Source organism: Pseudonocardia yunnanensis (genome assembly GCF_039534065.1).
In the GTDB taxonomy this organism is placed as follows: domain Bacteria; phylum Actinomycetota; class Actinomycetes; order Mycobacteriales; family Pseudonocardiaceae; genus Pseudonocardia; species Pseudonocardia yunnanensis.
On the sequence record NZ_BAAAUS010000039.1, the window covers coordinates 146,407 to 172,362 of the forward strand.

The 25,956-nt window shown below is 72.1% G+C and carries 29 protein-coding genes; 9 read left to right on the forward strand and 20 right to left on the reverse strand.

The genetic code is table 11. The annotated features are described in order from the left end of the window. Nucleotides 1–46 precede the first annotated feature (46 nt). From ABD743_RS32855 to ABD743_RS44620, 13 genes are all read right to left on the reverse strand, one after another. On the reverse strand, nt 47–292 hold the full coding sequence (locus ABD743_RS32855) for a hypothetical protein (protein ID WP_344726754.1): 246 nt from the start codon (nt 290–292) through the stop codon (nt 47–49). A gap of 137 nt (nt 293–429) precedes the next feature. Further along, nucleotides 430–609: a hypothetical protein gene (locus ABD743_RS32860; protein ID WP_344726756.1), complete on the reverse strand. Its 180-nt coding sequence runs from the start codon at nt 607–609 to the stop codon at nt 430–432. 150 nt (nt 610–759) lie between these two features. Continuing rightward, nucleotides 760–1,641 carry an ABC transporter permease gene (locus ABD743_RS32865; protein WP_344726758.1) on the reverse strand — a complete coding sequence of 294 codons (882 nt, stop codon included), beginning with the start codon at nt 1,639–1,641 and terminating at the stop codon, nt 760–762. Further along, the gene (locus tag ABD743_RS32870) at nt 1,628–2,419 is read right to left on the reverse strand and encodes an ABC transporter ATP-binding protein (RefSeq protein ID WP_344726762.1); all 792 of its coding nucleotides are present in this window, start codon (nt 2,417–2,419) and stop codon (nt 1,628–1,630) included. The genes ABD743_RS32865 and ABD743_RS32870 overlap by 14 nt, the downstream gene beginning before the upstream one ends. Next, entirely contained in the window at nt 2,416–3,507 is a 1,092-nt protein-coding gene (locus ABD743_RS32875) for an ABC transporter substrate-binding protein (RefSeq protein ID WP_344726764.1), read from the reverse strand. The genes ABD743_RS32870 and ABD743_RS32875 overlap by 4 nt, the downstream gene beginning before the upstream one ends. 109 nt (nt 3,508–3,616) lie before the next feature. Next, on the reverse strand, nt 3,617–3,754 hold the full coding sequence (locus ABD743_RS32880) for a hypothetical protein (RefSeq protein ID WP_344726766.1): 138 nt from the start codon (nt 3,752–3,754) through the stop codon (nt 3,617–3,619). 166 nt (nt 3,755–3,920) lie between these two features. Beyond that, entirely contained in the window at nt 3,921–4,706 is a 786-nt protein-coding gene (locus ABD743_RS32885) for a sirohydrochlorin chelatase (RefSeq protein ID WP_344726892.1), read from the reverse strand. Between the two features lie 45 nt (nt 4,707–4,751). Next, a complete protein-coding gene (locus ABD743_RS32890; protein ID WP_344726768.1) occupies nt 4,752–6,026 on the reverse strand; it encodes a sulfate adenylyltransferase subunit 1 in 1,275 nt (424 codons plus the stop codon). Continuing rightward, nucleotides 6,026–6,949, reverse strand: a complete 924-nt coding sequence (gene cysD, locus ABD743_RS32895; RefSeq protein WP_344726770.1) for a sulfate adenylyltransferase subunit CysD — start codon at nt 6,947–6,949, stop codon at nt 6,026–6,028. The genes ABD743_RS32890 and cysD overlap by 1 nt, the downstream gene beginning before the upstream one ends. 37 nt (nt 6,950–6,986) lie before the next feature. Continuing rightward, nucleotides 6,987–7,691, reverse strand: a complete 705-nt coding sequence (locus tag ABD743_RS32900) for a phosphoadenylyl-sulfate reductase (RefSeq protein ID WP_344726772.1) — start codon at nt 7,689–7,691, stop codon at nt 6,987–6,989. 73 nt (nt 7,692–7,764) lie between these two features. Beyond that, on the reverse strand, nt 7,765–7,932 hold the full coding sequence (locus ABD743_RS32905) for a PDDEXK family nuclease (RefSeq protein ID WP_241037812.1): 168 nt from the start codon (nt 7,930–7,932) through the stop codon (nt 7,765–7,767). A gap of 28 nt (nt 7,933–7,960) precedes the next feature. Then, complete coding sequence (locus tag ABD743_RS32910) at nt 7,961–9,631, reverse strand: nitrite/sulfite reductase (protein ID WP_344726774.1); 1,671 nt, start codon at nt 9,629–9,631, stop codon at nt 7,961–7,963. Nucleotides 9,632–9,720: 89 nt separating this feature from the next. Next, complete coding sequence (locus tag ABD743_RS44620) at nt 9,721–9,900, reverse strand: putative leader peptide (protein ID WP_425567021.1); 180 nt, start codon at nt 9,898–9,900, stop codon at nt 9,721–9,723. A gap of 23 nt (nt 9,901–9,923) precedes the next feature. On the opposite strand from ABD743_RS44620, the gene ABD743_RS32915 reads away from it, so the two are divergent. Next, the gene (locus tag ABD743_RS32915; protein ID WP_344726776.1) at nt 9,924–10,538 is read left to right on the forward strand and encodes a hypothetical protein; all 615 of its coding nucleotides are present in this window, start codon (nt 9,924–9,926) and stop codon (nt 10,536–10,538) included. Nucleotides 10,539–10,560: 22 nt separating this feature from the next. Here ABD743_RS32915 and ABD743_RS32920 read toward each other — a convergent pair whose 3' ends face one another. Next, the gene (locus ABD743_RS32920) at nt 10,561–12,042 is read right to left on the reverse strand and encodes an FAD-dependent oxidoreductase (RefSeq protein ID WP_344726778.1); all 1,482 of its coding nucleotides are present in this window, start codon (nt 12,040–12,042) and stop codon (nt 10,561–10,563) included. Nucleotides 12,043–12,195: 153 nt separating this feature from the next. Between ABD743_RS32920 and hemW the strand changes: the two genes are divergently transcribed. The 3 genes from hemW (at nt 12,196) to ABD743_RS32935 (ending at nt 15,205) form a co-directional block, all read left to right on the forward strand. Then, the gene (gene hemW, locus ABD743_RS32925; RefSeq protein WP_344726894.1) at nt 12,196–13,398 is read left to right on the forward strand and encodes a radical SAM family heme chaperone HemW; all 1,203 of its coding nucleotides are present in this window, start codon (nt 12,196–12,198) and stop codon (nt 13,396–13,398) included. A gap of 67 nt (nt 13,399–13,465) precedes the next feature. After that, nucleotides 13,466–14,272 carry an esterase/lipase family protein gene (locus tag ABD743_RS32930; RefSeq protein ID WP_344726780.1) on the forward strand — a complete coding sequence of 269 codons (807 nt, stop codon included), beginning with the start codon at nt 13,466–13,468 and terminating at the stop codon, nt 14,270–14,272. A 213-nt stretch (nt 14,273–14,485) separates the two neighbouring features. Then, complete coding sequence (locus tag ABD743_RS32935; protein WP_344726782.1) at nt 14,486–15,205, forward strand: DUF2306 domain-containing protein; 720 nt, start codon at nt 14,486–14,488, stop codon at nt 15,203–15,205. 19 nt (nt 15,206–15,224) lie between these two features. On the opposite strand, the gene ABD743_RS32940 is transcribed toward ABD743_RS32935, so the two are convergent. From ABD743_RS32940 to ABD743_RS32965, 6 genes are all read right to left on the reverse strand, one after another. Further along, a complete protein-coding gene (locus ABD743_RS32940) occupies nt 15,225–16,007 on the reverse strand; it encodes a methyltransferase domain-containing protein (RefSeq protein WP_344726784.1) in 783 nt (260 codons plus the stop codon). Nucleotides 16,008–16,026: 19 nt separating this feature from the next. Then, nucleotides 16,027–16,857, reverse strand: a complete 831-nt coding sequence (locus ABD743_RS32945; protein WP_344726785.1) for an ABC transporter permease subunit — start codon at nt 16,855–16,857, stop codon at nt 16,027–16,029. A gap of 28 nt (nt 16,858–16,885) precedes the next feature. Then, nucleotides 16,886–17,815, reverse strand: coding sequence for an ABC transporter ATP-binding protein (locus ABD743_RS32950; RefSeq protein WP_344726787.1), 930 nt, complete (start codon nt 17,813–17,815; stop codon nt 16,886–16,888). Next, nucleotides 17,812–18,915 (reverse strand): LolA-like protein, encoded by a 1,104-nt coding sequence (locus tag ABD743_RS32955; protein ID WP_344726789.1) that lies wholly within the window; start codon nt 18,913–18,915, stop codon nt 17,812–17,814. The genes ABD743_RS32950 and ABD743_RS32955 overlap by 4 nt, the downstream gene beginning before the upstream one ends. Before the next feature lie 136 nt (nt 18,916–19,051). Further along, complete coding sequence (locus ABD743_RS32960; protein WP_344726791.1) at nt 19,052–19,627, reverse strand: ASCH domain-containing protein; 576 nt, start codon at nt 19,625–19,627, stop codon at nt 19,052–19,054. A 62-nt stretch (nt 19,628–19,689) separates the two neighbouring features. Continuing rightward, nucleotides 19,690–20,106: a hypothetical protein gene (locus tag ABD743_RS32965; protein ID WP_344726793.1), complete on the reverse strand. Its 417-nt coding sequence runs from the start codon at nt 20,104–20,106 to the stop codon at nt 19,690–19,692. Nucleotides 20,107–20,519: 413 nt separating this feature from the next. Between ABD743_RS32965 and ABD743_RS32970 the strand changes: the two genes are divergently transcribed. From ABD743_RS32970 to ABD743_RS32990, 5 genes are all read left to right on the forward strand, one after another. Continuing rightward, nucleotides 20,520–21,083, forward strand: coding sequence for a MarR family winged helix-turn-helix transcriptional regulator (locus ABD743_RS32970; protein ID WP_344726795.1), 564 nt, complete (start codon nt 20,520–20,522; stop codon nt 21,081–21,083). Nucleotides 21,084–21,151: 68 nt separating this feature from the next. Next, nucleotides 21,152–22,579: an MFS transporter gene (locus ABD743_RS32975; RefSeq protein ID WP_344726797.1), complete on the forward strand. Its 1,428-nt coding sequence runs from the start codon at nt 21,152–21,154 to the stop codon at nt 22,577–22,579. A gap of 127 nt (nt 22,580–22,706) precedes the next feature. Continuing rightward, entirely contained in the window at nt 22,707–23,726 is a 1,020-nt protein-coding gene (hrcA, locus tag ABD743_RS32980; protein WP_344726798.1) for a heat-inducible transcriptional repressor HrcA, read from the forward strand. Nucleotides 23,727–23,792: 66 nt separating this feature from the next. Continuing rightward, the gene (gene dnaJ, locus ABD743_RS32985) at nt 23,793–24,947 is read left to right on the forward strand and encodes a molecular chaperone DnaJ (protein ID WP_344726896.1); all 1,155 of its coding nucleotides are present in this window, start codon (nt 23,793–23,795) and stop codon (nt 24,945–24,947) included. Between the two features lie 226 nt (nt 24,948–25,173). Beyond that, nucleotides 25,174–25,917 (forward strand): 16S rRNA (uracil(1498)-N(3))-methyltransferase, encoded by a 744-nt coding sequence (locus ABD743_RS32990; RefSeq protein ID WP_344726800.1) that lies wholly within the window; start codon nt 25,174–25,176, stop codon nt 25,915–25,917. Nucleotides 25,918–25,956: the final 39 nt, after the last annotated feature.

The following is a 25,956-nucleotide window of genomic DNA, read 5'->3' on the forward strand; positions in this document are numbered from 1 at the left end:
CGTCCGTCACGGCGGGGCCACGGCCACGCGGCCCCGCCGGCACCGATCAGGTGGCGCCCAGTGCGGGGTGACGGTGCAGTGCGCTGCGAGCCATGGCGAGCTCGTGTGCCACCTCGGCGGCGATGAGCTCGGCGTGCAGAGCGGCCTTCTGCCCGTCTGACGATTCCTGCAGCGCGAGCGCCCGGTGCCTGCGGACCAGGTCTTCGAGCGAATCGAGCAGGCGGTCGGCGACGCTCGGGCGGACGGACTCGCCGGCGGGTGGGGACGCGGACCCGGACGCGGAAGGGGACATCGTTGCCTCCTGGAGATGGGAGTCGGACGGGACGGATCGACGGCCCGTCCGACAGAGCGCGCTCGCGTGGTGGGCCAGATCCCGATCGCGTCGCCTCGTGAGCGACGACGACCGGGTTGCGGGGGGCACCAGTACCCCTACGCGGCGGTTTTCACGATGGTGGCGATCAGCAGGTCCTCCTCGCCGACGATCGCTCCGGCGGCGCTCACCGCCGCCCTGGTGTCGATATTGCCATCGATCGACGCTGCGCCGACGGCCTGGCCTCGGCGCACGCCGGGCGGCCGCGATTGGTCGTCGCGCGGTTCGGTCCTACCCACGGTTGTCCGTCCTGTCGCCCGATCGGAGCCCGGCGCGCCACGCGCCACCGGAGGGGGCTGATCAGGACGGACAACACGTGCTGGGGACGCGGCAGAAGTCGATGTGCCGGCGCCGTGCGAGCGTCGGCGCTCCGATCGACCGCCGCGCCATCACGTCGCCGAGGCGAGGCCGCGGGCCCGCAGGACGCGGCGCTCCAACGGCCGGAACGCCAGCAGTTCGATGCCGATGCCGACGAGCAGGATCAGGAAGATCGCCGCGATGACCCCGGGCATGCTGTTGAAGTCGCTGCCCTCCTTGAGGTAGGCGCCCAGCCCGATGCCCAGCTGCGGGGACGTCGCGATGATCTCGGCCGCCATCAGGGAGCGCCACGAGAACGCCCAGCCCTGCTTGCAGCCGGAGATGTAGCCGGGCAGCGCCGCAGGCAGCAGGATCAGCCGCGCCGAGTCGATCCGCCCGGCGCCCATCACCTGTCCCACGCGCGGCAGGATCGGCGGGACCTGGTCGATGCCGGAGACGAGGCCGTTGGCGATCGAGGGGACGGCGCCGAGCAGCACCACGAAGTAGATGGTGGTGTCGGTCAGCCCGAACCAGAGGATGGCCGCGGGCACCCACGCGACGGACGGCAGGCTCTGCATGCCGGCCAGCAGCGGACCGATCGCCGCCCGCACCACGGGGACCTTCGCGACGAGGAGCCCGAGCGGCGTGGCGATCACCACCGAGGCGAGGAACCCGAGCACCGCGCGGTGCAGCGAGACCCACACGATGCTCCAGATGCTGCCGTCCGCGACCGTGCCGGCGAACTCGTGCCAGACCGCGAGCGGGGCAGGCAGCTGGTACTCCGGGTAGATCGCCGAGGCCCAGACAACCTGCCACACGGCGAAGAACAGGGCGATCGCGACCAGCGGCGGCAGCCCCGTCGCCAGCACCCGCCGGAGCACCGGCTTGCGCGCCTCGGTGGGGGTGTCGAGCGCGTCGAGCCCCGCCCCGACCGCGGCGGTGTCGGGGCGGGAGACGACCTCAGGCGCGGCCATGCGTCGAGATCACCTCCCGGAGTCTGGCCGTGATCTCGTCGGTGAGCTCCTCGCGGTCGACGCCGTCGGCGTCGAGGTCCCACTCGCGCACGACGGTGCCCGGCCGGGACGACAGCAGTACAACTCGCTGCCCGAGCCGGACGGCCTCGCGGACGTCGTGGGTCACGAACAGCACGGCAGTGCCGGTGGCCTGCCAGATCCGCTGCAGCTCACCTTGCAGGAAGTCGCGGGTGATGGCGTCGAGTGCGGCGAACGGCTCGTCCATCAGCAGCAGTCCGCCCTCGGGGGCGCCCTTGCCGTTCGAGGTGGCGGCAAGGGCGCGGGCCAGCGCGACACGCTGCCGCATGCCGCCCGACAGCTCGTGGGGGCGCTTGCGTGCCTGACCGCCCAGCCGGACGAGGTCCAGTAGTTCGGCCGCCCGGGTGCGCCGCGCGGTGCGCCCGACCCCCGCGAGCCGCAGTGGAAGCTCCACGTTGCGGCCCGCGTCGAGCCACGGCAGGAGGGCAGGCTCCTGGAACATGACCGCGGGCCGGCCGCTGTCGACCGTCACGGTGCCGGAAGTCGGCTGGTCCAGCCCGGCGACCAGGTTGAGCAGGGTGCTCTTGCCGCAGCCCGACGCCCCGAGCAGCACCACGAACTCACCCGGACGCACTCGCAGGTCCACGTCGGTGAGCGCGGTGACCGTCTCGCTTCCGCGACCGAAGACCTTCCCGACGCCCTGCAGGTCGACGGCCGCCCCGTGCTGGACGCCGACGGCGCGATCGAGGATGGCGGTCATGAGTTGCCTCCGGGCTTGTCGAGTCCGGCCGCGTCCACAGCGGGCTTGCCGGCGGCCTGCAGTTCGGCGTTCAGCGGCGCGACGTCGATGAAGCCGGCCAGATCAGTGGGTTGCTCGGTGATCCCCGCTGTCACGCTGTCCTGCGCGAGCTGCGGGAACGTCGAGGCCAGAGGGTCGGGGTCGAGCGTGATGTTCTCGAAGGCGCGGTCGATCACCGGCCCGGCGAGCGCGCTGCCGGCGAGCTTCTCCAGGCCCTGGTTGACGATCGTCTTGGCCTGCGCGAGGTCCCGCTTCTCGAGGTCGATCGCCTTCAGATGGGCCCGCAGGAGCGCGCGCACGGTCTCGGGGTACTTCTGCAGGAAATCCGCACGGACGAGCAGCACCGTGGTGGGGAAGCGCCCGTTCGGCCAGAGCGTGCTCTCGTCGACGAGCACCGTTGCCCCGGCGTCGAGCACGAGCCGCGAGCTCCACGGCTCGGGCAGCCAGCCGCCGTCCACGCTGCCCTGGCGGAACGCGTCGAGGGTGCGGGGGTTGTCCAGGTTGGCGATCTTCACGTCGTCGGGACCATCACCCGCGGTGAGCCCGTTCTTCTTCAGCCACACCTTCAGGGCGATGTCCTGGGTGTTGCCGAGCTGCGGGGTGGCGATCGTGCGGCCCTTGAGCTGCTGGGGACTGGTGATCTCGGGTTTCACGACGAGCTGGGCGCCGCCCTCGGTGGCGCCGGCGATGATGCGCACCTGGCCGTCGGACTTCGCGAAGGCGTTGATCGCCGGGCCGGAGCCGATGTAGCTGGCGTCGAGCGAGCCGCCGAGCAGCGCGTTGACCGCGTCGCCTCCGGCGTTGAAGGTCTGCGTCGTGAGCTTGGTGCTGCCCAGCTCAGCGGTGAACAGGCCCTGTTCCACGCCGATGATCGCCGGGGCGTGGGTGACGTTGGGGAAGTAACCGAGTCGTACCTCCTGCGCCTTCCCGCCGTCGACAGGTGCCGCGGTGCCGGAGTCCGGGCGGTCGGCCCTCGAGCAACCGGTGGCGGCGAGCAGGGCCATGACGATCACGGCCGATAGCAGGGCGGAGGCGCGGAGCCGGGGCATCGGATGGAGTCCTGTTCTGAATGGGGGTGCCCGAGCCAGGTGCGCGGGCGGGGACACGCGTGCTGACGGCGCGCGGGATGGCGGGCTGATCAGCGGGGGGCGTGAGGGTTCAGCGACAGAACTCGTCGAAGGCGTGGCCGCGGCGGGACGGCCAGAACCTCTCGAGATCGGTGACGAGAAAGTTCGACATGCCCGATAGGCGGGCACGCCGAGACGCGGCGCCCTGCGGGCACTGCTGCGTCGACATCACGCCACCATCGTGCGTCGCCGCCCCGCGGAGGACAACAAGGTGTCCGAGCAGCGGGAAGAGACCAAAATGTCCGTACACGTGAATCGCTGGACGCGGGTGTTTCGGAGCCGTGGTGCCGTCATGCGCCCGCCTCGGCGGCAGTACGGCTCCATGGTGCGGAGGGTCAGCCTGCGGCACGGGACGCTACGGGGGTGTCCAGTGTGGATGCGTATCTCTCGGCTATCAGGGTCGCCACCGCTGGGTGTGCGGCCAGCGGTCCCGCGAGCAGCACGTCTGGACCGGCGGCGTGGGCGGAGCGGGCGATCGCGTCCGGGAGCAGGCCCGGGGCGAGGATCCACTGCGCCACCGCCACCCGTTGTGCTCCCTGCCTGCGAAGGGCGGCGATGGCTTGCGGCACCGTTGGTTCCGTTGCGGTCGCGAACGCCGCCGTGGCACCTGCCCAGCCGAACCTGCGGAGCCAGCCGTCGGCCACCTGCGCCACCGCGGCGTTGGCCGGGGCGTGCGAGGAGCCGATCGCGGCGAGCACGACGCCCAGCCCGGGGTCGTCGAGCGGACCTGCGACGGCGGTGAGGCGATCCAGCGCGGCCGCCTCCAGCAATGGGCTGCCGCCGAGCACACCGGCCGTCGCGATGTGGAGCTGCGGGTGCCGCCGGGCGGCACGAGCGACCTCCCCGGGAACGTCGACCCTGGCGTGGAACGCGTGGGCGAGCAGCAGCGGGACGACCACCGCGGCCCGGTGGCCCTCGGCGGCGACCCCGGCGAGCACGTCCGGCAGCCGCGGCGCGGACAGGTCGAGGAAGCTCACGCGCACGTCGAGACCCGGGCGCTGCCGGCGAACCTCGTCGGCGAGCGCTGCCACCGTGGCAGCCGACCGCGGGTCGCGGCTACCGTGCGCGACCGCGACCAGCACGGGAGCCGACCCCCCGTCGTCGGCCGACTCGGGCCGCAGGGCGGCGCGGGGCCTGCGGACGAGGACGGGTTGGAGCGTCACGACCTACCCCGCTAGCGACAGCGGATGGCCGACGAGGCCAGCCGCGAGCGTGTTGCCGGTGGGCGGGTCGATGAGCAGGAAGCTGCCGGTGGCGCGGATGTCGGCGTACTCGTCGACGGGGAGCGGGTCGGCAGTGCGCAGGGCGACGCGCGCGATGTCGTTGATCCCCAGCTCGTCGGGCGCGTCCACGTAGGAGACGGTCTCGGTGTCCAACCGCTCGCCGAGCGCGCCGACGATCACCTGGGTGGTGCGCGCCCCGTGCTTGAGCAGCAGCCGGGCCCCCGGCCGCAGCGGCTTGTCGGCCAGCCAGCACAACGTGGCGTCCAGCTCGTTGGTCAGCCGCGGCGGAGCGGTGGCCGAGGCGAGGAGGTCGCCGCGGGAGATGTCGATGTCGTCCTCCAGCAGCACCGTGACGCTGCGCCCGGCACCGGCTGCGTCGAGCGGCCCGTCCGCCGTGTCGACGCGCGCGACCCTCGTGCGGGCACCGCCGGGCAGCACCACGACCTCGTCACCCGGCCGCACCGTTCCGGCGGCCACCTGACCGGCGTAGCCGCGGTAGTCGTGCAGGTCCTCGGTTCTGGGCCGGATCACGTACTGCACCGGCATGCGGAACGGCGCCGCCACCTCCGGCCCGGACACGGGAACCGACTCCAGGTGCCCGAGCAGGGTCGGCCCCTCGTACCAGGGGGTGCGCGCGGAGCGTTCGACGACGTTGTCGCCGACGAGCGCCGACACCGGGATCGTCACGACGGCGTCGTCGGCGAAGCCCAGCGAGCGGGCGAGCCCGGCGAAGTCCTTGGCGATCGCGGCGAGCACCGCCTCGTCGTAGTCGACGATGTCGATCTTGTTGATGGCCAGCACGAGGCGCGGCACCCGCAGCAGAGCGAGCACCGCGGCGTGCCGGCGGGTCTGCTCGACCACGCCGTGGCGGGCGTCGACGAGCAGCACCGCGAGCTCCGCGGTGGACGCGCCGGTCACCGTGTTCCGGGTGTACTGCACGTGCCCCGGAGTGTCGGCAAGCACGAACTCACGGGTCGGGGTGCCGAAGTAGCGATAAGCCACGTCGATCGTGATGCCCTGCTCGCGCTCCGCGCGCAGCCCGTCCACCAGCAGCGACAGGTCGGGGGTGGAGAGCCCCTTGTCGACCGACGCGCGCTGCACGGCCTCGATCTGGTCGGCCAGCACCGACTTGGTGTCGTAGAGCAGGCGCCCGACGAGCGTCGACTTCCCGTCGTCGACACTGCCTGCGGTGGCGAAGCGGAGCAGATCCCGAGCCACTAGAAGTACCCCTCGCGCTTCCGGTCTTCCATCGCCGCCTCGGACAGGCGGTCGTCGGCGCGGGTGGCCCCGCGTTCGGTGAGCCGAGATGCGGTGACCTCGGCGATCACCTCGTCGAGCGTGGTGGCGGTGGACTCGACGGCACCGGTGCACGAGCCGTCGCCGACGGTGCGGTAGCGCACCGACCTGAGCTCCAGGGCCTCGGCTCCGCGCGGTCCGCCCCACGGTCCCTCGGCGAGCCACATCCCGTCACGCCGGAAGACCTCGCGCTGGTGGGCGAAGTAGATCGAGGGCAGCTCGATCTCCTCGCGCTGGATGTAGCGCCAGACGTCCAGCTCGGTCCAGTTCGAGATCGGGAACACCCGCACGTGCTCACCCGGTGCGTGCCGGCCGTTGTAGAGGTTCCACAGCTCCGGACGCTGGCTGCGGGGGTCCCACCGGCCGAACGCGTCGCGCAGCGAGAGGATCCGCTCCTTGGCCCGCGCCCGCTCCTCGTCGCGCCGCCCGCCGCCGAACACCGCGTCGAACCGGTGGTCGGTGATGCTGTCGAGCAGCGGAGTGGTCTGCAGCGGGTTGCGGGTGCCGTCCGCGCGCTCGACCAGGCGACCGTCGTCGATCCACTCCTGGACGTGCGCCACCTCCAGGCGGAGCCCGAGCCGCGCGACCAGCCGGTCGCGGAAGTCGATGACCTCGGGGTAGTTGTGCCCGGTGTCGACGTGCAGCAGCGGGAACGGCACGGGTGCCGGCGCGAAGGCCTTGACGGCGAGATGCACCAGCAGCGTGGAGTCCTTGCCGCCGGAGAAGAGGATCACCGGACGGTCGAACTCACCTGCCACCTCGCGGAAGATGTGGATCGACTCGCTCTCCAGGGCGTCCAGCGCGTCGAGCGCCGAAGCGGCCGTGAGGGGCAGGGTCGCGGTCACTTGTGGGCCTCCACGGTCGAGAGTGCGTGGATGCGGATCATGAGACGTGCAGCCCGCACTCGATCTTGCCCGTGCCCGCCCACCGGCCCGAGCGCTTGTCGGCGCCGGGCGCCGGCTTCGCCGTGCAGGGCAGGCACCCGATCGACGGGTAGCCCTCCGCGACGAGCGGGTTCACGAGGATCCCGTGCTCGGCGATGTAGTCGTCCATCTCCTCATCGCTCCACGCGGCGATGGGGTTGACCTTCACCAGCCCGAACTTCTCGTCGTAGGTGACGAGGGGTGTGTTCGCCCTGGTCGGAGCCTCGACGCGGCGCACCCCCGTGACCCAGGCGTCGTAGCCGGCGAGGGTGCGCTCCAGCGGAGCGACCTTGCGCAACGCGCAGCACTGGTTCGGGTCGCGTGCGAAGAGGTCCTTGCCGAGCAGCGAGTCCTGCTGCGCGACGGTGCGCTCCGGCGTGGCGTTCACGATCCGCACGTCGTAGGTGAGCTCGACGGCGTCGCGCGTGCCGATGGTCTCGGCGAAGTGGTAGCCGGTCTCAAGGAACAGCACGTCCACACCCGGCCGCGCGCGGGCGGCCAGGTCGACGAGCACCGCGTCCTGCATGTTCGACGCGACGATCAGCCGCTCGCCGAACGTCTCCGCGGCCCAGGCCAGCACCTGCTCGGCGGTCGCGTCCGGCCCGAGCTCGACCGCTCCCCGCTCCGCGAGACCACGAAGATCGGTTTCCGTCGCAACACTCATCGCTCGTCCTCGCTGCGCTCGGCCGACCGCTTCGCGGGGGCGCTGTGTTGATCGTTCGCTCCGCAAGCTCCGCTCACCGCGACACCTCCGGCACTCCGATTCCGACGAACTTCAGTGAGAACGTCCGCAGACAGGCCGCGCAGTACCAGGCGCCGTGCGGCACCCGCTCGGTCTGCTCTGCGGGCCGTAGGTCCTCCTCGCCGCAGTACGGGCAGTAGAAGGGGACCGCGCGCTCGCTCATCTCGCCCCCCGCTCGGTTATACCGGCGATCATTTGAGGTCGTCCTCGGCGGCGCGTGTGACCCACTGCGCAAACCGCTCGCCGTCCTCGCGTTGGGCCACAAACCGCCTGACGATCCGCTCGACGTACTCGCCCAGCTCCGCGCTGGTGACCTTGAGGCCACGCAGCTTGCGGCCGAAACCGGCGTCGAGACCGAGGCCACCGCCGAGGTGCACCTGGAAGCCCTCGACCTGGTTGCCGCTCGCGTCGGTCACGAGCTGGCCCTTGAGGCCGATGTCGGCCACCTGCGTGCGGGCGCAGGCGTTCGGGCAGCCGTTGAGGTGGATCGAGATCGGGACGTCCGGGCTGACGTCGGCGAGGCGCAGCTCCAGCTCCTCGACGAGCCGGATCGCCCGCTCCTTGGTCTCGACGATGGCGAGCTTGCAGAACTCGATCCCGGTGCAGGCCATGGTCGCGCGCCGCCACGGCGACGGCTCGGCCTGCAGGCCCAGGGTGGCGAGCTCTGCCACGAGAGAGGCGACGTTCTCGTCCGGCACGTCGAGCACGACGATCTTCTGCTGCGGGGTGAGCCGCACCCGCTGCGAGCCTGCCGTCTCCGCGGCCTTGGCCAGCGCCACCAGAGTGGCGCCCGAGACGCGCCCCGACGAGGGGGCCACGCCGATGTAGTTGCGGCCGTCGAGCTGCTTGTGTACGCCGACGTGGTCGATCGGGCGCTCGGGGATGGCCGGCGCAGGACCGTCCACCATCTTCTTCCCGAGGTACTCCTCCTCCAGCACGCGGCGGAACTCCGCCACGCCCCAGTCGGCGACGAGGAACTTGATCCGGGCGCGGGTGCGCAGCCTGCGGTAGCCGTAGTCGCGGAACACCGAGACGATCCCGGCCCAGACGTCGGGAACCTCGTCGAGCGGCACCCACGCCCCGAGCCGCTGGGCGATCTTCGGGTTCGTCGAGAGCCCACCCCCGACCCAGACGTCGAAGCCCGGGCCGTGCTCCGGGTGCTCGACGCCGATGAAGGAGACGTCGTTGACCTCGTGCGCCACGTCCTGCTGCCAGGAGATCGCGGTCTTGAACTTGCGCGGCAGGTTGGAGAACTCAGGGCTGCCGATGTAGCGCTCGATGATCGTGTCGATCGCCGGCCGCGGGTCGATCCGGTCGTCCGCCGAGATCCCGGCGACGGGCGAGCCGAGGATGACGCGGGGGGTGTCGCCGCACGCCTCGGTGGTGAGCAGCCCGAGGCCCTCGAGCTTCTTCCAGATCGCGGGCATGTCCTCGATCTGGATCCAGTGATACTGGATGTTCTGCCGGTCGGTGACGTCCGCTGTGCCGCGGGCGTGGTCCTGCGAGATCTCGCCGACCGCCCGGAGCTGCTCAGTGGTCAACGCCCCGCCGTCGATGCGCACACGGAGCATGAAGTAGCGGTCGTCGAGCTCCTCGGGCTCCAGCACCGCGGTGCGGCCGCCGTCGATCCCGGGCCGGCGCTGGGTGTAGAGACCCCACCAGCGCATGCGGCCACGCAGGTCGGCGGGGTCGATCGAGTCGAACCCGCCCTTCGCGTAGATGTTCTCGATGCGGGCGCGGACGTTCAGCCCGTCATCGTCCTTCTTCGTGCGCTCGTTGGGGTTGAGCGGCTCTCGGTAGCCCAGCTTCCACTGGCCTTCGCCGCGCTTGCGCTTGCCGGGAACGGACGTGGTGGGGGGCAAGACGGTGCCTCCGGATTGCGGCACGGGACGGCCGCGGGCGTGCGCGACAGGCCTCTGCGCCGACTGTGTGTGGTGGTCGGGGCGCGAGATCAGCGCTGTCGACAGAGCGCGCTGCTAACCCGGTGCAGGTCCACGTGGCGCCGGGCCACGAGTCGCAGGGTCAGCGCGGTCACAACGGACAGGGTGCCACTTGTCCGGTCCGCGATCCATCGACGTCCGCATGCTGGGAGCGGACTCACACGCTTTGCCGAACGGCCCCACCGCGTCACGCTCCCTGCGTACCGTCCCGCGCGTGGAGAGCGGAGTGATCGACCTGCGCAGGCTCAACGGACGGTGGCTGCTGCTCGGGGCGCCGATCCTGTGGGCGCTGAGTGTGGTTGTCGTCGTCGCCGCGGTCCGTGGCGACGTGGACGGTGGGCTCGTGGCCCGGGTGGTCGTCGGCGTGCTGGGAGGGTGCTTCGGGCTCCTCGCGCTCGTCGTGACGCTGGCGTTGTTCGACCTTCGACGGCCGCGCCGGCTGCTGATCGATCACGAGGGAATCCGGCTCGACACCGGCCGGCGCACACCGCAGTTCCGCCTGGCGTGGACGGAGATCGGCGCGGTCTCCCTGCGCCTCTCCGACAAACGCCGGCGCATCCACGCCCGGATCTACCACCGATGGCTCGATCTACCGCCGGAAGTGACGCCGATCGTTGCGGCCCTCGAGCTCTACCCGGCCGATCAGGAGGCCGTGCGCCGGCACCCCGAGCTGCGCGGTGCATGGCGGCTGGGTGGCGAGCGATGCTGGCTGTTCGTGATCATGGGCGGCGCGGGGGCTCCGCCGCCGGTCGGCGCGCTCGTGCAGCGGTGGCATCCGGAGCTCTGGCGAGGGGAGCACTCGGCATCGCTGCTGGCGGACCCTCGATGAGGTCCGCACGCGCGTCTCGCCGTCAGGTCGCCTCGTCCGGAACGGGGTCGTGGCCACGGAACTCGTTCAGCCGCTCGGCCAGCCGGCCCAGGCCCTGCCGGGCCGCCGCCTGAGCCCGGCAGGCCGCGTCCCGTCCGTGCGCCACCGCAGCCCGGGTGATGACGGGCGGCGAGAGCAGCGCATCGGGATGCACGAGCATGAAACCGGCGGCGGTCGCCGTCGCCTCCACGGTGGTGTCGAGCGGCGCGGCCGTCAGGACGAAACGGGTCAGCAGGCGAGCGACCCGCTCCCCGACGGTGTGGGGCAGCGGGGTACCGACCCGGAGCTCGTCCGTGATCGTCGACATGCGCCAGGCCGCGTCCACCACCAGGTGCTGGCGCTCGAAGAACCCGTACGCGGGGACGTCGAGGTCCGGTTGGGTGGCCAGGAACGACTCCAGGCACACGGCGTGCAGTGCCGCGGAGGAGATGCCCTGGCCGTAGGTGGGGTTGAATGAGGCCACCGCGTCGCCCACCGCCACGAGCCGCGCCGGAAGACGGTAGGCGGAGGCGAACTCCCGGCGGCGGCTGTCGCCCATGTGATAGAGCCGGATGGGGCCCAGCGGCTCGCCGGCTGCCGCGCGGGTGAAGCGCTCCGGAAGATCGTCACGGATCTGCGCGCGGAAGTCGTCGATCGTGGTGGCGGGCCGGTTCTCGTCGTATCCGGAGAGCATCACGATGAACCGCTCGCCCTCGATCGGCCCGTAGACAGCGACGTTCGTCCGGCCGGGGAGGTCGCGGAGCAGGGTGATCGGCGGCTCGGGCGGTTGTTCGCTCGGTGCGAAGTACCCGGTGGCGTACGTCAGCGCGATCGGTAGCCGGACGAGCGCCGGGCGCTCCCATCCGGCCTTCTCCAGCCACTCACCCAGCCGGCTCGAGCGCCCGGTCGCGTCGACGACCAGGTCCGCCCGCTCCACGCGCTCGTCGCCGTCGACCTCGACACGGACGCCGGTGACGGTCTCGCCCACGAACTCCAGCCCGGTGGCCCGCCCGGTGCGGACGGTGACCGCGGGAAGCGCGAGCACCCGACGGCGGATCATCGCCTCCAGGAACGGGCGGCTGGCCGACATGATCCCTGGGTGGACGCTCCGGAGCCGCCGGTTGCGACCGGTCAACGCCAGACGCAGATCCGCCGGGGGCGCCACGAAGGCGCCCTCTGCCACGCACGCGGCGGAGAACCCGGGGAACCACCGGTCGAGCTGCATGCGCCCCGCCGCCAGCAGCGCATGCACCTGCTGTCCGTGCGGCACGCCGCGGCGGGCGTCGGCACTCTCGTCGAGCTCGTCGCGCTCGACGATCACCACCTCGGCGGCCGCATCGGAGAGTGCTCGCGCGGCGAACAGTCCGGCGATGGAGCCGCCCATCACCACGACCCGCCTCAGCAGGGGCCGTTCGGGGGCGGGAGTCGTCGTCCCGACGAGGTCGGCGAACATGCGGGCCGGGCTGAGCGGCCGGGAGATCGGCATTCCTGCGGTCCTGTCCCGGGGGCGGCGCCCCGGGCAACCGGAGCTTGATCGGGACGTTAGGCCACGATCACCGGAGGCGTCGCGACCCGCTCGGGTGATGTGATCGAGGACTCCGGCGTGAACGGGGCGAGCCGCGGCGAAGGGGACGGACCGGTGAACCCTGCGCTGTCCGCCCGACTGGCAGACTGGGATGCCGTGCCCACCCGCTCGCCCTTCGGGGTCTATGTCCACGTGCCGTTCTGTGCGGCGCGCTGTGGGTACTGCGACTTCAACACCTACACACCGGTTGAGCTCGCCGGCTCAGGAGCGTCACCGGACGGTTGGCTCGACGCCGTCCGCCGCGAGCTCGATCTCGCTGTGCACACCGTGGGGCCGCGGGCCGTCGACACCGTGTTCGTCGGCGGCGGCACCCCGTCGCTCCTGGGGGCCGATCGGCTCGGCGAGGTGCTCGACGCCGTCCGGGGGAGCTTCGGGCTCGCTCCGGGCGCCGAGGTGACCACCGAGTCCAACCCCGAGTCGACGTCACCGGAGTTCTTCGCAGGCCTCGTCGAGGCGGGGTTCACGCGGGTGTCGCTGGGGATGCAGTCCGCCGCGCCGCACGTGCTGCGCGTGCTGGATCGCCGGCACACCCCGGGCCGGGCGGTAGCCGCCGCACGGGAGGCCCGGGCCGCGGGGATCGGGCACGTCAACCTCGACCTCATCTACGCCACACCCGGCGAGACCGACGACGACCTGCGTGCCTCGCTCGACGCGGTGCTCGATGCGGGTGTCGACCACGTGTCGGCCTACGCCCTGATCGTCGAGGACGGCACCGCGCTGGCCCGCCGCGTGGCGCGGGGGGAACTGCCCGCCCCTGACGACGACGTGGCCGCGGCCCGCTACGAGCTGATCGACGATCGCCTCGATGCAGCCGGACTGCACTGGTACGAGGTCTCGAACTGGGCCGCCTCCGAGCCTGCGGCCTGCCGGCACAACCTCGGGTACTGGCTCGACGGGGACTGGTGGGGGCTCGGGCCGGGCGCGCACTCGCACCTGTCCGGCGTCCGGTGGTGGAACGTGAAGCACCCGGCGCGGTACGCCTCGCTCTTGGCCGAGGGCGAGTCCCCGGAGGCCGGGCGCGAAGTGCTGACCGAGTCGGAACGCCACACCGAGCGCGTGATGTTGCGGCTACGCCTGGCGACGGGCCTCCCGCTGGACCTCCTCGACGACGACGGCCGCGCCGCCGCCGTCCGCGCGGCCGAGGACGGACTGCTCGACCCCGCGGCACTCCCCACCGGCCGCGCGGTGCTGACCCGCCGTGGCCGCCTCCTGGCCGACGGGGTGATCAACGCCCTCCTGGCAGGAGCCCCCGTGTGACAACCCCTGCGTGTCGCCCCTTCGGCTCCCGGAATACGGGCGGCTCGCGGGCTTGGGTGGCTCACCTGTGAGCCCGCGCCGGCGGTTGCTGGTTGCGCTGGTCGGGGTGCTTGTTGTCGCACTCGTCGTGGTTGTCGGGATTCGGTTGGTCGGGGGCGGCGGCCGGGGCGCCGGGCCCGCCGCGCTGCCACTGCCACCCCAGGACCGGCCCGGGCCCGTACTGCTCGTTCCCGGGTACGGCGGTTCTCGCGACAGCCTGCTCACCCTCGCCCGGCGCATCGAGGCCACCGGCCGTACCGCCGAGGTGCTGACGTTGCCCGGCAACGGCACGGGGGACCTGTCCGCGCAGGTCGACCTGCTCGACGGGGCCGTGGGAAGCGCGCTGGCGGCGGGGGCGCCCTCGGTCGACGTGATCGGGTACTCGGCGGGCGGGGTGGTCGCCGGGCTCTGGGTCGCCCGTGACGACGGCGCCACCAAGGCCCGTCGGGTGATCACGTTGGGTTCGCCCCTCGCCGGCACGACGGTGGCGGCGGCCGCGTCGGCGAGCGCGCCGGACGCCTGCCCGGCCGCGTGCCGGGAGCTGGCCCCGGGCAGCGCCGACCTCGTCGAGCTGGCCGATGCGAAGGTCGGGACGGCGGTGCCGTGGCTGTCGATCTGGACCACCGACGACCGGGTCGTCACCCCGCCGGACTCGGCGCGGCTCGACGGCGCGGTGAACGTGCCGGTGCAGTCGATCTGCCCCGGTGCCGTGGTGAGCCACGGCGACCTGCCGACGGACGCGGCCGTCACGGGCCTCGTGCTGGAGGCGATCTCGCCGGCCGCCCTCCCGACGGGCGGGGACTGCGCTTCCCTGCGAGCCGCAGGAGCGGGCTGACGGTCGCGTCAGGCGCCGATCGCCGGCGACATGGACACCTGACGCGGAACGAACCCGGCGCGAAACAGCGACACGTGACCATGTCGCGCCCCGGACCTGGCCGGTGACCGCGGTGGGGTGTTCCCCACCAGCGGACGGTGGCGCACCGGCATGTCGGCGAGCCCGTGGGAGCGGAGGGTGAACGCACTGCTCCCGAGCTCGGAGGTTCCCCCGGTGCCCGCCCCATCCGCTGTCCGCCGGTTCCGGACGTTCGCCGTCCCGCTGGCCGTGCTGACCGTCGTGTTCCTCGTGATCTCGCTGCCGCCCTACCTCGGGCTCGATCCCGCGAAGGCCCGCCTGCCCGTCCCCGAGGACGTCCCGTGGTTCTACCCCGCGCTCGTGGCGCACATCGGGTTCGGCTCGATCGCGCTGCTGACGGCGGTGCTGCAGGTGTGGCCGTGGCTGCGACGGACCCATCCCGCCGTGCACCGCTGGAGTGGCCGGATCTACCTCGGGCTCGGCGTCATCCCAGGTGGCATTGCGGTGCTGGCCGTCGCACCGTTCGGGCAGACGGGCGGACCGACCGGCCAGGTCGCGAACACGATGCTGGCGCTGCTCTGGCTGGCCACGGCGGTGGCGGGCTACCGGGCGGCCCGGGCCCGGCGATTCGGCGAGCACCGCGAGTGGATGGTGCGCAACGTGGCCCTGACGTTCTCCATCGTCGCGAACCGGCCGTGGAGCATGCTCTGCATCGCCGTGTTCGCCCCCGAGGTGATGGGCACCGGTCCGGTCGACCCGGCCGTACTCGCCCAGGCCGCCGGCGTGTCGATGTGGCTGAGCTGGGTGGTGAACCTGCTCGTCGCCGAGTACTGGCTGCACCGCACCCGCACGCGGCGGGGCGTTCGGGGCGGGCCCGCGGCCAAGCACCGGCTGCCGGTCTCGGCCACGCCCTGATCGGGTCCCGGTGCTGGAATCAGGTGACGGTCGCGAGGAAGACGTACCGGTTGAGACTGAACAGGTAGTCGCCCTCGTCGGCGCGGGCGCGCAGGTCGTCGAGCCAGGCCTGCGCGTCCTTTGCCGTGAGGCCGCGGCGGCCCACCACGAACTCCGCGATCAGCTCCATGATGTTGGCGCTGAACGTCTCGCTGTGCAGCCGCGGATTGAACAGCACCACGACCCGCTCCTCGGGCACGGTGAAGCCGGCGCGCCGCAGCAGCCCCGCCAGCGTGCTCGGCAGGTGCGGATGGACGAGGTGCTCCTCCCACGCCGCGATGACCCGCTCGTGCAGCTCACGGTCCGCCGCGTGCCACACCGCCGAGTCCCAATCGGTATCCAGGATCAGCGCGCGGCCGCCGGGGCGCAGCACCCGGCGCAGCTCGGCGAGCGCCCGGGGCATATCGGGCACGTACTCGTAGACCTGTGTGGAGACGGCCGCGTCGAACGAGGCGTCCGGGTAGGGCAGGTTCGCCGCGTCTCCGTCGTCGATGTGGATCCAGGCCCTGCTCGCGCAGCGGGAGCGGGCGATCGTGTTCATCGCCTCGCTGACATCGAGCCCACACACGGTGCCCGTCGGCCCGACTGCGTCGGCGAGCGACACGGCCAGGTATCCGGGCCCGGAGCCGATGTCGAGCACTCGCTCGCCGGGCTTCGGCGCGAGCAACGCCAGTACCTGCGCTCGCTGTGCCACGACGTCGGGAGTGGCGTAGGTCCGCTCGACGTGGCGAGCGGCCTGCTCGTCGAACTCCAGCGCGGCCATGGCGCTGAGGTTATGCCTGTCAGCTGGTGACGTCCTTGGTCGCGAAGTTGGCCCATGCTGCCCCGAACGCGACGAGCACGTACGACAGCTGGACCTCCGCGCCCTGGCGGACGGCCGTCCACAGGATCGGCACGCGGTAGAGGTCGATCCACGCCAGCCAGTGCGTGGTCGGGAGGTAGAAGCGGATGGCGGCGGCCGCGTCCAGCGGCAGCAGCGACGCGCTGACGACGACCACGGCGAGCACCCCGAGCGCAGCGGCCAGGGGGGAGTCGGTGACGGTGGAGAAGAACAGCCCTATCGCCCCCAGCGCGAGCATGCACAGCGCGAGGTAGCCGACGACGATCGCGGTGCGGGTGGCCAGCCCCATGGGGGTGATCACCGGACCGGACAGCGACGTGATGCCACCGGCTCCGCCCGCTGCGGCGCCTGCGCCGAAACCGAACGCCGCGACCCCCACGACGTAGCTGGTGAGCGTCACCAGTGCGACGGCGATCAGCACGTACGCCGCCACCGACACGAGCTTGGCCGTCAGCAGCCGCAGCCGTCCGACCGGGCGGACCACCAGGTAGCGCAGCATTCCGGTGCTCGCCTCGCCCGCGATCGCGTCCCCGGCCACGACGGCCACCGTGATCGGCAGGAACACCGGAAGCACCAGGGCCAGCGCGGCCGCCGGGAAGAGCTGCCCGTTGTCGAGCACGGCCGAGAGGAACGCGGGGCCCTGCCCGGGCGCCGGAGCCAGCCGCGTGGTGGCGAGCAGCACGGCGACCAGCGCGGGGAGCGCGCAGAGCAGTGCCCAGCAGAGCCATACCCGCCGGCGGCGCAGCATCAGCCGCAGCTCGACGCCGATCACGGAGCCTCCCCGGCGTTCGCAGGCGCGATCAACGTCCTCTCCTGTCCATCCGGTCCGAGCCGGCTCCGGTGACCGCCAGCACCACCTGTTCCAGGGACCGGCGCAGCGGGGTCAGCTCCGTCACGGCGATGCCGGCGGCGACCAGCCGGGCGTTGAGCGCGGCCGGATCGTCCTCCCGCACGACCACGGTGTCTCCGCTGCGTTCCAGCACCTGCCCGTCCAGCAGCCCGACCACCGCGGCCGGGTGCGGTGACCGCAGCAGCACCTGGCCGGTCGGCGTGCGCAGCGTCTCGAGGTCGTCGGTCAGCACGAGTCGTCCGGCGTCCATCACACCGATGCGGGTGCACAGCGCCTCCACCTCCGTGAGCAGATGGCTGGACAGCACCACCGTCGTCCCACGCTCGTTGAGCGCGATCAACAGGTCTCGGACCTCCCCGATGCCACGGGGATCGAGGCCGTTGGTCGGCTCGTCGAGCAGCAACAGCTCCGGCCCGCGCAGCAGTGCCGCCGCGATGGCGAGGCGCTGCCGCATACCGAGGGAGTAGGCCCGTACGGGACGGCGGTCGATGCCGCCGAGCCCCACACGCTGCAGCGCGTCCTCGATTCTGGCGCGACGGTCGCGCCGCCTGCCGCCGGATCCTGCGGCGTCGAGCAGGCGCAGGTTGGCCCGTCCGGACAGGTGCGGCCAGGCGGCGGGGCCTTCGACGATTGCACCGACGCGGGGGAGCACGCTCGCTGAGTGCCGGGGCATCGCGCGCCCCAGCATCTCCACCGACCCGGACGTCGGATGCACCAGGCCGAGCAGCATCCGCACGAGCGTTGTCTTGCCCGAGCCGTTGGGTCCGAGCAGCCCGAAGCGGCTGCCCGCGGGAACGTGCAGGTCCACCGCGTTCACGGCGGTGACGTGGCCGAAGCGTTTGGTGAGGCCGGCGGTGCTGATCACGAGTCCGGTCGTCACGCCCTCCTCCGCTCCGAGAGCTCCCGCACCGCCTGGTCCAGCAGCTCCGGCACGACCGGCCCGATGAGGAGGGCGCCGCTGCCCCCTGCCGCCATGGCGGCGACCGACACCAGCGGGGTGGCCAGCCGGACCGCCTGCCCGGACGGCACAGGCACCACCGTGGCGCCTGCCGCCGTAGCGTCGCCGACCACGCGTTCGGCGAAATCCTGAGTGGCGGGTACCAACGCGAACCTGGCCAGACCCGATCCGTAGATCCCCGCACCGGGCAGCTGGGAGTCCGGCGTGCCCGACCGCGGCGCCCGGGCGAGGCCCGCCAGCCGCCGGGGAGCCCGTGGCGCGTCGAGCTGGCGGAAGGCTCCGCTGACATCGGCCGCCGACGCCGCCACCGATGCCGCCCCGGGCGGGACGGTCGGCATCAGCTCCGAAGGGTCCGGCCCGCGGTCCACGACGTCGATCAGCTCGCTGGTCAGCAGCGGCGGACCACCACGTGGCGCCACCTCGACACGCAGCGGCAACGCGGTGGCGGGATCGGCCCAGACGTCCACGGTGCCGATCGTGGTCGCCGGATCGGACGGCGTCAGCCGCAGGCCGGCGGCCGTCCGTCCCGCAACCCGCCGGGGCGGTAGCGACGTGACAGGGCCTGCGTCAGGACCCAGCAGCCGCCGCGCGATTGCGGGCGGGAGCAGGTCGGCGGCGCGGGGCAGTCGCAGCGGGGCCTGACCGACCACCCGGGTGACCTGGTCACCCCCGAAGTCCCAGAGGTACTCGGCCCCATCGAGGTGGTACGTGTCGCGCTCCCCGGCGGGGGTCAGCTCGGCGACGCGCCAGCGGTCCGCGCCCGCGACGAAGGCACGGATCCGGGTGGTGGAGGTGAACAGCGCGATCGCCGATCCGAGCTGCGGGATCTGCGGCAGGCCCAGCCGTCCGACGCTCTCCGCGTAGCCGACGTGGGGCGGAACGGTGCCGAGGATCCGTCGGCGCAGATCGGCGGGCTCGACCTCGACCGCACCGGCGGGCCACGGCACCGCGCCCGCTGCGACGAGACCAGCGGCCCCGGCCGCGACGAGGAGCCACCGCCGGCTGAAGCGTTGGCCAGCCACGGCACCCACACTGCCACCGGCCACCTTCTCGGGCACCGCGGCCATTCGGTGCGGCACACATCTCGTTGCCACCGTGCACACGTTCGGACATGTGTGCGGCGGCCAACCGGTGTGTGCGGCGGCCGTGATTGGCCGGTCAGGCGCGGAGGTAGGCCTCGCCGCGCGGGGAGAGCCGGTAGCCGACCGGGAGGCTCTCGGTCAGGCCGAGCTCCTTGAGTTTGCGCACGTCACGCTTGAACGGCAGCGTCTCCCGGCCCAGCCGGGCGGCGAGGTCGGGGGCGCGGGTGCCGGGGTTGCCGGCGATCAGGTCGAGCACCGTCGCGGTCCACGGGCCGGAGCGGGACGCGCGGTCGAGACGGTCCAGCCGCTTGGTCAGCTCCGCGCGTTCCTCGGCGTTCAGCCCCGCCCGCGACCGCAGCTCCACGCGCGGATCCGGACCGGCGACCCGCAGCCGGATGCGGTAGAGCTGCCCGTCACCCGGTTGTGCCGCCAACAGCGCCGGGAGGTCGGCGAAACCGGCGGCGTGGGCGTCCTGCTCGGTGAGAGCAGTGGGGTCCACCGGTTCGACCGCGGTGAACTCCAGCACGCCGACGGGGGTGCGCTGTGTGCCGCCCGGGCGCACCCGCGGCCGGTCCCAGCGCCGGAACACGGCGGTGACGGTGCCCGCCGCGATTGCGTCCAGGGTGATGCGCCGGATCAGCACACGGCGCATCCTCCCAGCAGCCCGTGCGCGGTGACCAGCGCGAACACCCGTCACCGCGCACGGGGCGGGGGTCAGAACTCCTCGCCGCCGAAGTCCTCGGCGCCGGTGTCGGCGAACTCCTCACCGCCGGCGAGATCCTCCTCGCCGCCGGACATGTCGTCCTCGTCGTCGTCGAAGAAGGCGTCGGCGATGGCGGTGCCGATGAACGCGCCGGCGACGCTGGCCAGGAGCGTGCCGGCGATCATGCTGCCCATGCCCGGCCCTTGACGGCCGCCGCCGAGCGTGCGCTCCATCGTGCCGGGGTGGTGCATCTCGGCACGGGTGGCCATGCGTGCCATCTCCCGCGGATCGGTGGAGCGCGCCCGCTCCGCCTCGGGCACGGTGGTGCTCATCTCGGCGAGAACCCGCGAGCGCTGCTCCGGGGTGAGCTTGGCGAACGCCTCGGTGTGCGCCTGCTCGATGGTCTCGGGGGGTGCGGTCTTCAGCATGTACCTGTACCGCTCGACGGCGACCTCGTCAGGGTCGCGACCCTGGTCGCCGTACTGCGGCCGGTGATGATCGTGTGCGCGGTGATGATCAGGCGACCGATGATGATCGTGCCCTGGGTGCGCGGTGTGCGCCGGCTGAGCGAACCGTTCCCTCAGCTTGTCGAAGAGGCCCATCAGCGCGCGGCTCCCTGGCGTCGTTCTTCGCGAAGTTCGCGAAACGGATGATCCACGCCAACCCAACGATCACACCCGACCGGGAGTTCCGCGGAACGTGCGCGGGTAGCCGGCCGGTGGCGGCGGGGTGGCGCGCCGGTGTCGGCACGCCTTGCGTGGACGGTCTCACTCATCCCGATAATCCTATTTCGGCTAATCTCACCTATTCATTCCAGTCTGGCTGTTCTGCGCTGTTTCGGGTGATCGAAATTGCCTCTTCCGTGAACGCCGTCACGCCAGTAGTGTCACGGCGGACATCATTTCGGGCACCGGACAGTGCGGACACCAAAGTGATCAACGACGATACTGAAACTTTCGACGAGGTCGGCCCAGATGCCGGCATCGGAGAAGTGCTGCTCGCCCTTGGAGGGCGACTCACCAGGTTGCAGACCGAGATTCTCGCCGGCCTCGACCAGTCCCTCACTATTCGGCAGTACCGAATTCTGTCCCGGGTCGGGAGTGGGCACACCTCGCTCACCGCCTTGTGCAAACTTGCACACCGTAATCCGTCCACGATGTCCGAGAGCGTGGACAAGATGGTCACCCGTGGATTCCTCATCCGCGGCACGTCCGACACCAGCCGTCGCATGATGCGACTCGCGCTCACCCCGCTGGGCGTGGAAGCCAGGGATGCGGCGCGGCGGGCTCTCGAGAAATTCGCCGCCGAGCTCACCGCCGGGCTGCCCGCTGAGATGTGCTCCCCAGTCCTTCCGGCGCTGCGCCGGATCTACTTCGACACCCAGGGTCACCTGGACGACCGCTGATCGCGCGGCCCACCCGAAGGCCACCGCGACACACATTCAGCTTCGCGCCACAAGGAGGTGGTATCTCCATGTCCCACCACGCCGCGACCGCCCCCGGTTCCAGCTCCCTGCTCACCCGGCTGGACGAATCCGGATTCACCAATCGGCATCTGACGCTCTACCTGACGGTACTGACCGGGCATTTCTTGTGCGGTTTCGTCATCAACGTCACCGGGGTCACCCTCCCCGGAATCATCGCTACGTTCCATCTCTCCAAAGACCAGGCCGGCTTCTACTCGTCGGTCCTGTTCGCAGGAATGCTCGTGGGCGCGGCGCTCGCGGGTTCGGTCTCCGACAGGTTCGGACGCCGGGTTCCGCTGGCCGCCAGCATCGCGATCTACGCCGTGTTCTGCCTCGCCGCGGTGTTCGCCTGGAGCTATCCGTCGCTGCTGGTGTTCCGCGGGCTGCAGGGTGTCGGCCTCGGCGCGGAGATCGCGGTGGTGCTGCCCTACATCGCCGAGTTCGCGCCCTCCCGCCACCGCGGCCCGATGGTCACCATGGCCACCTCGGCATGGCTCATCGGCACGCCGGTGGCCGCCGCGATCGGTGCGTTGGTGGTGCCCGCGTTCTCCTGGCGCGCCATGTTCGTGATCGGGACGCTGCCGGTCCTCGTCACCCTGTTCATGCTGGCCCGGCTCCCGGAGTCGGTGCGCTACCTGCTGCGCAGCGGACGGGCGCAGGATGCGCTCCGGATCGTCGACCGGCTCTGTCCGGAGTCGCGCGGCGCCACGGGGGACCTCACCGTCGTGCACGGCGCACCGTTCGAACCCGCCGGATCGATCGGGTCCCTGCTCGGACGCTCCTACCTCCGCTACACCGTCGCGCTCTGGATCATGGAGGTGTGCGGTGGGGCGTTCCTGTACGGGCTCTCCGGCTGGCTGCCCTCCGTGCTGGAGGGCCAGGGCGTCGGCCTGCTCAAGAGCTTCGGCTACACCGCGATCATCACCGCTGTGGGTGTGGTGGGCAGCATCCTGGCAGGCCAGCTGATCAACCGGATCGGCCGCCGGGTCGTGCTCGGCGTGTCGTTCCTGGTCAGCGGGCTGCTCTGCTTCGTGTGGGGCACCGCGTCGGCAGCCGTCGCGGTGGTGGTGCTCGGCTCGCTCGCCACCTTCTTCGGCAGCGGGCTGGGCGGTGCCACGCTCTTCGCCTACGCCAGCGAGCTGTACCCCACGGCGAGCCGGGCCACCGGCATCGGCTGGGCCGCCGCGATGCAGAAGGTGGGCGGCCTCGTGATGCCCGTGCTGGTCGGTTTCGTGCTGGCCATGCAGACCTCGCGCTACGCGTTCTTCGTGCTCTTCGGCGTCATCTCGATCGTCGCCGGCATCATCGCCCTCGCTGCCACCTTCGAGACGAAGGGCAAGACGGTGGAGGAGGTGGCACGGGAGGTCGCCGCTGGTCGAGGCGCCCCGGTCGTCGCCCCGGCGGCACTCGCGGATGCGGGGCCGGCAGGTTCCTGAGGCCCCCCGCGCGGCTGTCCCCCTCCCCGGAACGTGCGGTCGGCCACCGGCGGAGCGATGATGAGCGCTCAACTCGTGGAGAACACCTAGACTGGTGAGAACACCACGAACCGGGGAGGAACGCCGCGTGAACGCCGACGAGCGTCGCTTCGCGGTCCTGCGGGCGATCGTGGCGGACTACGTCGCCACGCATGAGCCTGTGGGCTCGAAGATGATCGTCGAGCGCCACAACCTGGGCGTCTCCAGCGCCACCGTACGCAACGACATGGCCGTCCTCGAGGAGGACGGGCTGATCGCCCAGCCGCACACCAGCGCAGGGCGGGTGCCCACCGACAAGGGCTACCGCCTGTTCGTCGACCGGCTGGCGCAGGTCAAACCCCTGTCGCTGGCCGAGCGGAGAGCGCTGCAGGCGTTCCTCGACGGCGCGATCGACCTCGACGACGTGCTGCGGCGCAGCGTGCGGCTGCTGGCGCAGCTCACCCGCCAGGTCGCTGTGGTGCAGTACCCCACGCTCACCCGCTCCACCGTGCGCCACTGCGAGATCGTGGCGCTCACCCCGGCGCGGCTGATGCTGGTGGTGATCACCGACAGCGGACGGGTCGACCAGCGGGTGGTGGATCTCGGCGAGGTGCTCTCCGACGACCAGGTCGCGCAGCTGCGCAGCCTGATCAACGGAGCGCTCGCCGGCCGCAGGCTCGCGGCCGCGTCCGTCGCGGTGGCCGACCTACCCGAGTCCGTCCCGCACGAGCTGCGTGACGTGATCGTCACTCTCTCCACCGTGCTCATCGAGACCCTCGTCGAGCACCCCGAGGAGCGCCTGCTGCTCGGCGGCACCGCCAATCTCACCCGCAACGCGGGCGACTTCCCCGGATCGCTGCGGCAGGTCCTCGAAGCCCTCGAGGAGCAGGTGGTGGTCCTCAAGCTGCTCGCCTCCGCGCAGGATCCCGGCACCGTCACGGTGCGCATCGGCGAGGAGAACGAGGCCGAGGAGATGCGCGACACATCCGTGCTGTCGATCGGATACGGCCCCGGCACCGTTCTGGGTGGCATGGGTGTTGTCGGCCCCACCCGGATGGACTATCCGGGCTCGATCGCGGCGGTCCGTGCGGTGGCACGGTACGTGGGTGAGATCCTGGCAGGGCGCTGACAGGGCATTATCGATCCGGCACGAGTTGTGAACGGTTGAGCGAGAAGGACCATGGGGAACGCCAGGGTGGCACGGGACTACTACGGGATCCTGGGCGTCGACAGCGACGCCGGGCCTGACGAGATCAAGCGGGCCTACCGCAGGCTCGCGCGCGAGCTGCATCCCGACGTCAACCCCGACGCGGCGGCACAGGAGCGGTTCCGCGAGGTGAGTGCGGCCTACGAGGTGCTGTCCGACCCGGAGAAGCGCCGCATCGTCGACCTGGGTGGCGACCCCCTGGGCAACGGAGCCGGCGCCCGCGGTGGCGGTGGCGACCCGTTCAGCGCCTTCGGCTTCGGCGACATCATGGACGCGTTCTTCGGGGGCCAGGGCGGTGGCCGTGGCCGTGGCCCGCGCAGCCGTGTGCAGCCGGGCGCCGACGCGCTGATCCGGATGCACCTCACGCTCGAGGAGTGCGCCACCGGCGTCACGCGTGACCTCACCGTCGACACCGCCGTGCTCTGTTCGGTGTGCACCGGCTCGGGCTGCGCTCCCGGCAGCGCGCCCACCATGTGCGACATCTGCAACGGCCGCGGCGAGGTGCAGAGCGTGCAGCGCTCGTTCCTGGGCCAGGTCGTCACGTCCCGGCCGTGCCCCAACTGCCGTGGGTTCGGCGAGGTCATCCCCGAGCCGTGCCGGCAGTGTGGCGGCGACGGGCGGGTGCGCTCCCGGCGTTCGGTCGGCGTGCGGATCCCCGCCGGTGTGGCCGACGGCATGCGGGTCCGGCTGGCCGGGCAGGGCGAGGTCGGGCCCGGTGGCGGCCCGGCGGGGGACCTGTACGTGGAGGTCGAGGAGGAGCCCCACGAGCTGTTCACCCGCGACGGCGCCGACCTGCACTGCACCGTGGAGCTGCCGATGACCGCGGCCGCCCTCGGCACCACACTGCCGCTGCCCACCCTCGACGGGATGGAGGAACTGCACGTCGAGCCGGGCACGCAGGCGGGCACGGTGCGCACGCTGCGCGGCAAGGGAATGCCGCGGCTGCGCTCCAGCGGACGGGTGGACGGCCACGGCGACCTGATGGTGCACGTCGACGTCGCGGTGCCGACCAGCCTCACGAAGGAGCAGACCGAGTTGCTGCGCCAGCTCGCCGCGCTGCGCGGGGAGGAACAGCCCGACCTCGCCGCGGGCAACCGCAACGGCCACGGCATCTTCTCCCGGCTGCGCGACTCGTTCCGCTGACCTGCCCGACCGATGAGTGCCGGGTCCGCGCCCGGTCCCACTGCGGTGGACCCACTCGTCGATGTCGGTGGCGACCGCCGCGGGCACGGGCGCACGCCGGTCGCCCCGGGGACGTTCACCTTCGAGGCGGCGGATCCGGTGACCACGATCGCGCCGGTCCGCCGGCCGGGCGCATTCCTGAACCGGCTGCCGCCCGCCCCGGTGACGGGCGCGGGAGGATCGTCTCGTGAGTACCGCACCACTGTTCCTCGTCGACGCGCTGCCGTCCGGCGACCGCGCTGTCCTCGACGGGCCCGAGGGACGTCACGCGGCCACGGTCAAGCGGCTGCGTCCTGGCGAGGCCGTGCAGCTCGCCGACGGCCACGGCGGGCTCGCCCATGCCGTCGTCGACGCGGCCGGCCGCGACACCGTCGACCTGACCGTGACCGCGCGGGTCGTGCTGGAACCGCCCGCGCCCCGCGTGCTGCTCGCCCAGGCCCTCGTCAAGGGTGACCGCGGCGAGCTGGCCGTCGAGATGGCCACCGAGGCCGGGATCGACGGGATCCTGCCGTGGCGCGCGGCGCGGTGCATCGCGCGCTGGGACGACGGACCGCGCGGGGAGAAGTCACTGGGCCGTTGGCGCAGCACGGTCCGCGAGGCGGCCAAGCAGTCCCGGCGTCCGTGGTTGCCGGACGTCGAGGAGCCCGTGACGACCGGGGGGCTGGCGCGACGCGTGAGCGCCGCGGCCGGTGCGCTGGTGCTGCACGAGGGGGCAGGCGAGCGGCTCGCCGACATCGCCGACGAGCTTCCGCGCACCGGTGACCTCCTGCTCGTGGTCGGCCCGGAGGGTGGGATCACCGACGAGGAGATCGAGACGCTCGTGGCGGCGGGTGCCCGGCCCGTGCGGCTGGGCCAGGAAGTGCTGCGGGCCTCGACCGCGGCCGCCGTCGCTCTCGGTGCGCTCGGTGTGCTGACCGATCGCTGGAGCTGATCGGTCGGTCGCCGTGCCGGATGAGCGGCACACCCGTTC